The organism is Allostigmatella hybrida (assembly GCF_020103775.1).
Taxonomy (GTDB): Bacteria; Myxococcota; Myxococcia; order Myxococcales; family Myxococcaceae; genus Hyalangium; species Hyalangium aurantiaca.
The window spans coordinates 20,850-30,227 of sequence record NZ_JAHXBH010000049.1 but is presented as its reverse complement, the minus strand read 5'-3'; the positions used below and the strand labels follow the sequence as shown (position 1 = coordinate 30,227).

At 68.5% G+C, this 9,378-nt stretch carries 6 protein-coding genes; 3 read left to right on the top strand and 3 right to left on the bottom strand.

Annotated elements, in window-relative coordinates:
* Together KY661_RS36050 and KY661_RS36045 are read left to right on the top strand one after the other, a co-directional pair.
* A partial coding sequence (locus tag KY661_RS36050) for an immunoglobulin-like domain-containing protein (protein ID WP_225414516.1) occupies window positions 1-3,384 on the top strand: 3,384 nt, incomplete at its 5' end.
* 131 nt (window positions 3,385-3,515) lie between these two features.
* Complete coding sequence (locus KY661_RS36045) at window positions 3,516-3,704, top strand: cytochrome P450 (protein ID WP_225414519.1); 189 nt, start codon at window positions 3,516-3,518, stop codon at window positions 3,702-3,704.
* A gap of 24 nt (window positions 3,705-3,728) precedes the next feature.
* Here the strand turns inward: KY661_RS36045 and KY661_RS36040 are convergent, their stop codons facing one another.
* Entirely contained in the window at window positions 3,729-4,814 is a 1,086-nt protein-coding gene (locus KY661_RS36040) for a hypothetical protein (RefSeq protein WP_225414515.1), read from the bottom strand.
* A gap of 120 nt (window positions 4,815-4,934) precedes the next feature.
* Here KY661_RS36040 and KY661_RS36035 point away from each other — a divergent pair, with 120 nt between their 5' ends.
* The gene (locus KY661_RS36035) at window positions 4,935-5,777 is read left to right on the top strand and encodes an ion transporter (RefSeq protein ID WP_225414514.1); all 843 of its coding nucleotides are present in this window, start codon (window positions 4,935-4,937) and stop codon (window positions 5,775-5,777) included.
* Window positions 5,778-5,800: 23 nt separating this feature from the next.
* On the opposite strand, the gene KY661_RS36030 is transcribed toward KY661_RS36035, so the two are convergent.
* Window positions 5,801-8,221 carry a helicase-related protein gene (locus tag KY661_RS36030; protein ID WP_225414513.1) on the bottom strand — a complete coding sequence of 807 codons (2,421 nt, stop codon included), beginning with the start codon at window positions 8,219-8,221 and terminating at the stop codon, window positions 5,801-5,803.
* A gap of 94 nt (window positions 8,222-8,315) precedes the next feature.
* Entirely contained in the window at window positions 8,316-9,209 is an 894-nt protein-coding gene (locus KY661_RS36025) for a hypothetical protein (RefSeq protein WP_225414512.1), read from the bottom strand.
* Window positions 9,210-9,378: the final 169 nt, after the last annotated feature.

Here is a 9,378-nt window from a genome sequence, read left to right as displayed (position 1 = left end):
CCGCTGGCCGCCACCATCGAGTGCGGCGGCGGCTCGTTCAACGATCCGGGCGCCACGGCCGACGACAAGTGCATCGGACCGGTTCCCGCGGTGCCGACCTCTGTCGTGAACCCGGGCTCCCAGGGCACCTACAGCATCAAGTACATGGCCCAGGACACCTCCGGAAACACGGCGACCTCGGACGCCAGCCGCATCGTGACGGTGGCCGACACCCTGCCGCCCACGCTGGCGCTCAACGGTCCTGCGGCGCTGGGCCTGGAGTGCGCCACGCCGTTCGCCGACCCCGGCGCCACGGCCAACGACCAGTGCGCGGGAGATGTGAGCCACCGCATCCAGACCTCGGGCACCATCGACAACAAGCAGCTCACCGCGCAGACGATCACCTACTCTGTAACGGACCTCGGCGGCCGTGCCGCCGCGCCGGTCAACCGCACGGTGACGGTGTCCGACACGCTGGCGCCCACCCTGGCCCTCAACGGCGGCGCCACCGAGACGTTCGAGTGCGGCGCGGACTACGTGGACCCGGGCGCGACGGCCAATGACCTGTGCGCAGGCGAGGTGTCTGACCGCGTGGTGGCGACGCGCACCCAGGTGCCGGGTGGCTTCACCATCACCTACAGCGTGACGGATCCGTCGGGCAACAGCGCCGCCGCGCCGGTGACCCGCACGGTGAAGTCGGCCGACACCACGCCGCCAGTGCTCGCCCTCAACGGGGCTGCCAACCTGCCGCTGGAGTGCGGCAATCCGTTCACGGACCCGGGCGCCATCGCCGAGGACGTGTGCGACGACAACCTGAACATCACCGTGACGGGCACGGTGAACCCCGCGGTGCCGGCCGACTACACGCTGACCTACAACGTGACGGACTCGGCGGCCAACGCGGCCACGCCCGTGGTTCGCACGGTGACGGTGCAGGACACCCAGGCGCCGACGCTGGCGCTTAATGGGTCTGCCAACATCCCTCTGGAGTGCGCCACGCCCTTCAACGACCCGGGCGCGACGGCCAACGATCTGTGCGCGGGCGACCTGTCGGACGCGGTGGTGCGCACCGGCACGCTCAACGAGGGCGCGGTGGGCAACTACACGCTGACCTACACCGTGGCGGACTCCGGGGGCCACACGGCCGCGCCGGTCAGCCGCACGGTGGCGGTGAGCGACACGCTGAAGCCTGTGGTCACGGTCAACGGGCCTGCCACGCTGGCGGTGGAGTGCGGTGACGACGGGTTCAATGACCCGGGCGCCACGGCCGACGATGCCTGCGCGGGCACGCTGCCCGCGGTGCCGAGCACCACGGTGAATCCGAGCGTGCCGGGCGCGGTGACCATCACCTACAGCGCCACGGACCCGTCCGGCAACGTGGGCGTGGGCAACACCGGCCGCACGGTCACGGTGGAGGACACCCTGCCGCCGGAGCTGGCGCTGGTGGGCCCTGCCAACCAGCCGCTGGAGTGCGGCACGCCGTACAACGACCCGGGCGCCACGGCCAACGACCTGTGCGCGGGGGACCTGACAGGCGCCATCCAGGCGACAGGCAACATCAACAACAAGCAGCTGGGCGCTCAGACGATCACCTACACCGTGCAGGATCCGGGCGGCCGTACCGCCGCGCCGGTCAGCCGCACGGTGACGGTGGGCGACACCCTGGCCCCGGCCGTCACGCTCAACGGTCCGCTCGACCAGACGTTTGAGTGCGGCTCCACCTACGTGGATCCGGGCGCCACCGCCAGCGACCTGTGCGCCGATGATCTGACGGCGAACATCGTTGCCACGCGCACCCCCATCGCAGGCCAGCCGGGCGCCTTCACCATCAGCTACAGCGTGACGGACCCGTCGGGCAACACGGCTACCTCCGCCAACAGCCGCACGGTGCGCGTGGAGGACAACACGCCGCCGGTGCTCGCGCTGACCGGCCCCGCCACCCAGGCGCTGGAATGCGGTTCGCCGTATGTGGATCCAGGCGCCACGGCGTTGGATGCCTGCGCCGGCGATCTGACGGACGCCATCACCCGCTCGGGCGAGGTCAACCCGAACGTGCCCAGCAGCTACACGGTCATCTACAACGTGTCGGATCCGTCCGGGCAGAGCGCACCTTCGGTCTCCCGCCAGGTCAACGTCTCCGACACCCTGCCGCCGGTGCTGGCGCTCAACGGTCCAGCCACCCTCGGGCTGGAATGCGCCACCCCCTTCATCGATCCGGGCGCTACCGCCAACGACCAGTGCGTGGGCAACCTGAACGATGCCATCGTCACCACGGGCACGGTGAACACCATGCAGCTGGGTAACCACGTGCTGGGCTACAGCGTGACGGACCCCTCGGGCCTGACCGCTTCCGCCACCCGCACGGTGGGCGTGTCCGATACCCAGGCGCCCGTCATCACCCTCAAGGGCCCACCCTCCGACACGTACGAGTGTGGGGGCCAGTACATCGACCCGGGCGCCACCGCCGCCGACGCCTGCGCTGGAGACCTGACGAGCCACATCGTGGCCACACGCTCTCCGGTCCCCGGTCAGCCTGGCTCCTTCACCATCTCCTACAGCGTCCAGGACCCCTCCGGTAACAAGGCCGTGGCCCCTGTCAGCCGCATCGTTCGTGAGGGCGGCATCCAGGTCCGCCTCAGCGACTTCAACGTCTTCCTCTTCGAGGACTACACCCTGGGCTCCGACGTCGAGGGCCGCGTGGCCGCAGGTGGCAACATCTCCATGAAGCACTTCTCCGTGGGCTGGGAGCTGCCCTCCTCCGACACCGCTCCGGTGCTCGTGGCTGGCGGCAACCTCTCCCTCACCCAGGGTGGCGTCTGGGGCGACGCCGCTTACGGCGGCACCTACTCCGCCTCCAACGTCACCTATGTCCGCGGCGCTCCCTCCAAGAGCACCCCCGTGGACTTCCCCACCCGCGCAGCCGAGGTGCGCAAGCTCTCCACACAGCTGGACTCCTTGCCCACCAACGGCCTCACCCGCCGCGAGACCTGGGGTGGACTCATGCTCACCGGCTCCTCTCCTGACGTGAACGTCTTCAGCGTCAACGCCAGCGACCTGTCCTCCACCGTGCTGCTGTCCATCGATGCGCCCGCCGGCTCCTTGGCGGTGCTCAACATCCACGGCACCTCCGCCAAGCTTGCAGGCGGCCATGCCTTCAGCGGGGGCATCGACCAGCAGGGCGTCCTCTTCAACTTCGTGGACGCCACCTCCATCAACGCCCAGGGCTACGGCTTGTGGGGCACCCTGCTGGCCCCCAACGCTCACGTGAACTTCACCAACGGCAGCTTCGACGGCGGCATCTACGCCAAGTCGCTGTCGGGCAATGCCGAAGGGCACCTCAACCCCTTGCGCGAGCGCGTCATCTGCAACGGCCCCTCCTTCGTCGCTCAGCTCGGCCGTCAGTGATTCCTCGCTGTCTCTTTTCGGACGGCCCCTCCTGATGTCTCCATCAGGAGGGGCCCCGAGAGGTCCATCACGGAGGGGGCAATCGTCAGCGGGAGCATGCAGCCCGGTTCACCCTCCGTGAACAGCCCAGCATCTCCTTCGGCCATGGCGCCCACTACTGCATTGGCGCGCAGCTGGCCCGGATGGAGGCCCGTTGTGGCCTGGAGGCGTTGCTCTCCCGCTTCAGTGGCTTCCAGCGAACCGCCGCCGAGCTGACGTGGAGCCAGGCCCTCACGGTCCGGGGCCCACACACCCTGCCCCTCCGGTTCCTCCCCGCCTGAGACTGGGGGAGACGTCCGCTCCAGTTACTCTTCGAGTTCCGTCTCGGTCCACGGCTGGTGATTCAGGGCAGGGTTCCGGTTCGGATCGTCATTGGGATTGTTCGACGGCACGTACTGCCCGTTGCCGTTCATCCAGTATTGATTGGCCCCCGTCTGGACCTGGTGGCGCTTGCCGTCCGCCGGGTTGCGGACCGTGTTCTCATCCTTGATGTAGTTCAAGAACCGGTTGTGCATCTTGTCCGACGCGGCCTCCCGCCCGGCGTAGGACGAGGCAATCGCGCTGTTGATGGCGTCGTTCTTCTCGCGGAACGCGCGCTGCTGGGCCTCGAACGCCTCTTTGTTGGCCTGCATGCGCTGGTTGTGCGCGGCCCAGCTGGACCGCTCCTTCGCCATCTCGTTCTGGTTGTACGCCTGCACGTACTGCGGGTTGTAACGAATGTTGGCCAGGGCATTGAGGACGATCTTCTTGCTCTCCTCGTACCGCTCTTTCGGCGCATCGAGCGCGTGACAGGAATAGCTCCAGCTGACCATGTTCCCCATGTCTGTCGCGTTCAGATGAACGACGATCATGTAGGGGTTTCCCTTTTTATCGGTCCACTCGGTCACCTGGGCGTGGAAGACCTGCCGCATGGGACCCACCTTGTACAGGAGGTCCGAGAAGCTCTTATCGGAGGCGGCGATCTGCGGCGCATCGTACTGCTTCACCAGCTTGGCACCCTCCTTCTTCGCCACCGGCACCAGGTCCTGCTGGATGACCTTCTCGATGGAGGTGAACGGCCGCATCGTGTTGCCGGTTTGCGCGTACAGCTGCTGCATCATCGTGTCATTGGAATGCATGAAGGTCTTGAGCGGGAACATGTAGACGTGAACGTTCCCGGGACCACTCATGAACGCCTTGCCGTGATTCAGGATCCAGTTGTCCGGCAGGGGCAGCGAGGCCATCTCCAGGTATTTGTCATCCAGCAGCTTGTGCGTGACGAGCTTGCCGTCCGGAGCCGCCTGGGCCAGGGCCTGCGCCGGCTCCAGGTCCCCACCACCGGCGCCCCGCGAGGCAACGGTCTTCTTGTCCGTTTTCTGGTCACAGGCCACCGTCACGAGGGACAAGGCCAAAAGGCAAATCGCTGAAGATTTCATGGGGGTCCCGCCTGCCAACTTCGGCGCCCACGGTAACAGACCCACTCTCTCAGGAGGGAGCGGCGGGCATCGAAAGCCGGACTAAGCTGCGCGGCCGTGAACCGGCCCTCCGAACAAAGTCCCGAGAGCGGGCTGCGCGCCCGCCTGCACACCCTCATCTTCGAGGCCGACACCCCCTCCGGCAAGGCGTTCGACGTGGCCCTCTTGTGGGCCATCGTGTTGAGCGTGCTGGCGGTGATGCTGGAGAGCGTCGCGGAGGTGCGCGCCCGCTTTGGCCACGCGCTGCACCTGGCCGAGTGGGTGTTCACCCTGCTCTTCGCGCTGGAATACGTGCTGCGGCTCATGGCGGTGCGAAAGCCCCTGGACTACGCGCGCAGCTTCTTCGGCATCGTGGACCTGATGGCGCTCCTGCCCTCCTTCCTGAGCGTGCTGCTGCCCGGCGCCCAGACGCTGCTCGTGGTGCGCGTGCTCCGGCTGCTGCGCGTCTTCCGGATCCTCAAGCTGGGGCACCTGTTGGGCCAGGCGGAGGTGCTGCTGACGGCCCTGCGGGCCAGCCGGCCGAAGATCATCGTCTTCCTGGGCACGGTGCTGACCATCGACGTCATCATGGGCGCGGTGATGTACTTGGTGGAGGGCGAGGAGAACGGCTTCGACAACATCCCCCGCTCCATGTACTGGGCCATCGTGACGATGACGACGGTGGGCTTTGGCGACATCACCCCCAAGACGGTCTTTGGCCAGTTCATCGCGTCGGTGTTGATGGTGATGGGCTACGGCATCCTCGCGGTGCCCACGGGCATCGTGTCCGTGGAGCTGGCGGCCGCCTCGCGCCAGCGCCCCGACACCCAGGCCTGTCCGGGCTGTGGCGCCCAGGGCCATGATCTGGATGCGCGCTTCTGCAAGCAGTGCGGCACGGCCTTGGACTGGTCCCACCCGTGACCTGAGCGCAGCGGGCGCCCGGCTCAGACGCCCCGCTCGCCGCCCCCGCTTCCGCTGGGTGGAGCCGATTGTCCAGGGGCTCCCCGCTTGTCAGGAGCCGTGGCCTGCGGCTTCCGTCCCCGGCGGCGGCGGCGGCGCTTCGCGGAAGCACCTCCTGGGGAACCTCCGAGCTCCCGCAGCACCCGCGCGCGGACGCCGCCCTCCAGACGCAGCTCTTGCAGGAGCGCCTGCGCCTGACGGGTCCCCTGGGGGTGGCGCAGCGACTCGCTGAGCCGCTCCAGGATGTCGATCCGCAGCGCCACGGTTCCCAAGACTTCGTAGCCGAGGACCCGCGCATCCCAGCCGCCCAGCTCCGCGGCGGCGAGCCCCGGCTCCCGGGGAACGCCCTTGGGCACAGGGGTTTGATGAAACAGCGCCGTCAGCATGCAGCGCCGGTCCAGCGCATGCGGGGCGAGCGCCTCGTCGACGTAGAAGAAGCGCTGTCCCTCGCGGGCGCCCAGCGCCCTCAGGCGCTCTCGCTCCTCCAGCGCCATGAGCCGCCACTGCTCGCGCGCCTCCCCCAGGGAAATCACCCCCAGCCCCTCCGCCAGGCGGTAGGCAAGGCCTCGCATCGCCGCGGAGCGGCCCGTCCCGGTGAGCGCCTCGGCGGGAAAGCCTCCCATGGCCTCGGTCACCAGGTCCCTCGCGAGCGCCACCAGCCGGCGCTCCAGCTGCCGCCGGGCGCCTCCGGTCCAGACCTCTGGCTCCCCCAGCGCGACCTGCGGGGAGCGCAGGTCCTTCCCACGCACCAGCCGGGCCAGCGGCTGCCCTTCGAAGGAGATGATTCCAGAGGCATCCACCTGGAAGGCGTCATGCGTCGCGTCGACCACCCGCTGGACGAACTGTTCCTCGGTCAGCCCCCCGCCCTCCGCGCCCGGGACTTCTCCCAGCAGCAGCCCCAGCTTGGCGAAGGGGCTGTCCGACCCCGCGGAGGAGGGAGCGGCGGGCCTCACGAACCGGCGGGAGCTTCTCCGCGCGGCCCGCTGCACGAAGCGCTCCACGAGCCGCTCGTGCAGGGCATCGCCCAGGGCGTCCTCGATGCGCCGGGTGCGCTCCTGCCACTGCTCCGCCTCGTGCAGCCAGCCGGACCGGTGGCTGATGTACGTCCAGATGCGGATGGCCGCCAGCCGGTCCATCAGGGTATGGATGTCTCCGGAGACATCATCGAGCGGCGACACCTGCCTTCCCAGCCAGACCGGGTCCAGCCTCCCGTCGCCTTCGCAGAGCTGGAGGAAGGTCTCCCGCAGCAGCGAGACATGCTGCCCGAAGAGCCCCTTGCGGAAATCCGGAATCTGGCAGACCTGCCACAGCAACTCGACCATGGGCTGGCTTGTGGCCACGTCCCGGATGGCGGGAACGTGCGAGAGCTCCTTGAGCGCATCGAAGTCGTCCGCGCGCTCCACCCGGATGAAGGCACTGTGGCGCGGTGCCCGTGACAGCGAGTCCAGCAGGGCCTCCGGGCTCAAGAAGTCGAGCGAGGCGTTGCGCCAGATGAGGCTTCGCACCGCCGGAAACCGGTGGGTCTCGATGGCCGAGACGACCCGTGGGGACAGCTCGGGCAGCGTGTTCAGCGTCCCGAAGCTGCCGTCATTCAGGTGACGCCCCGCGCGGCCCGCGATCTGGGCAAGCTCGTCCGGGAACAGCTCCCGCTGCTCGGCGCCGTCGTACTTGGAGAACGCCGCGAAGGCCACATGGTTGAGGTCGAGGTTCAGCCCCATGCCGATGGCATCGGTGGCCACCAGGTACTGCACCTCTCCGGACTGGTACATCGCCACCTGGGCATTGCGCGTCCGGGGGGAGAGCGCGCCCAGAACCACGGCCACCCCGCCCCGGAGGCGGCGCAGCGTCTCGGCCAGCTCGTACACGCGGTCCGCAGAGAACGCGACCACGGCCGAGCGGGGGGGGAGGCTCTTCAGGGAGCGGCTTCCGGAGTAGCGAAGCTGGGACAGGCGGGTGGCGCGCTTCACCGACGCCTGGGGGATGAGCGACTGGACCATCGGCCGCATCGTGTCCGCGCCCAGGAACCATGTCTCCCGGCGCCCCCGCGCATGCAGCAGCCGGTCCGTGAAGACGTGCCCACGCTCGCGGTGGGCAGCGAGCTGAATCTCATCCACCGCGAGAAAGTCGACGGGGCGGTCCACCGGCATCGCCTCGACGGTGCAGATCCAATAGTCGGGCCGGGGGGGCAGCCGCTTCTCCTCCCCCGTCATCAGCGCCACCCGCCCCTCGCCCACCCGGGCGGTCACCCGGTCGTAGACTTCCCGGGCGAGCAGGCGCAGCGGCAGTCCGATGATGCCCGTATCGTGCTCGAGCATGCGCTCGATGGCCCGGTGGGTCTTCCCGGTGTTCGTCGGCCCCAGCTCCGCGATGACCACGGACGAGCGGTTGGAAGGGCTGGAGTTCATGGGCGAAGCCTAACCTTCAGCATCCCCCGCTGCCTGGCAAGGCACCTCGCCGCGCGAACACCGCGCACGGCCGGCAAACGGACGGCGTGAGGCGCTACAGCTGGAGCGTCTTCTCCAGATCCGCCAGCCGGAAGCGCGCCATCGCCAGGTTCGCGCTGGAGCGGTGCAGCGCGAGGTAGAGGAACAGGCCCTCGCGCGTCCCGAGGGGGCGGATGATGTGGTACTGCTCGCCCAGGGTGATGAGGATGTCCTCGATGCGGTCCTTGAGGCCCAACGTTTTCATCGTCTTCATCTTGGCGCGCACCACCTCCGTGTTGCCCGCGGCCGCCGCCTCGATGTTGAACCCCGCGGACCCGCTGCTGCCCAGCGTCATGCCGCTGTTCGCATCCGCCAGACACACCGAGAAGGCGCCATCGATCTTCAGCGCCTCTTCCAGCACCTGCTTCACGTTCACGGTCGCTTCACTTTCCGAGAGGGGGGGGAGCTGCGACGGCATCACCAGCGGCAGCGGAGTGCCGGAGGGCTTCGCGGGAGGGGCCAGCTCCTCCAGATGGAACGTCATCTGGCTGGCATAGGAGCGCGGCTGCGGCACGAAGAGGGCCTGGACCTCCGTCAGCCCCAGGAGCGTGTCCAGTTGCCCTCCCAGGTGCCGGCACAACAGGTCGCGCAGCGTGTCGCGCGCCACCAGGCCCCAGGCCACCAGCGTCTCGCAGAAGTTGCCGCCGCTCTTGCGGCACTCCGCCATCACCTGCTCGACGTCTTCCCGGCTCACCAGCCGCGCGTCGATGAGCGCCATGGAGAAGCTGCGCGCCCCGGGCCCCGTGAGCACCGTCCACGCCACCTTGCGCTCCACCACGAAGATGCGTCCGGAGACCGAGGTGGACTTCACCACCACCTCTCCGCCCAGCTTGCTCTCCAGGGCTTCGTTGAGGACCGCGCGCACAACCTGTCGATGCTCGGGCACCACGGTTCGAGGAGCCAGATTCATGGAGGGGGGTCCTCAGGCACCGCGACTCGCGGGCCATCGAAAGTCTCTGCCGAGGCAGAGCCATAACAGTGGGGGTGAACAATCGCAACGGTGTTGTAAGTACGTGAACAAAATGACACATCAGGGGGGACGGGAAGTCCTGAACTCCCGGGGGCGGTCTCCCGGCCGC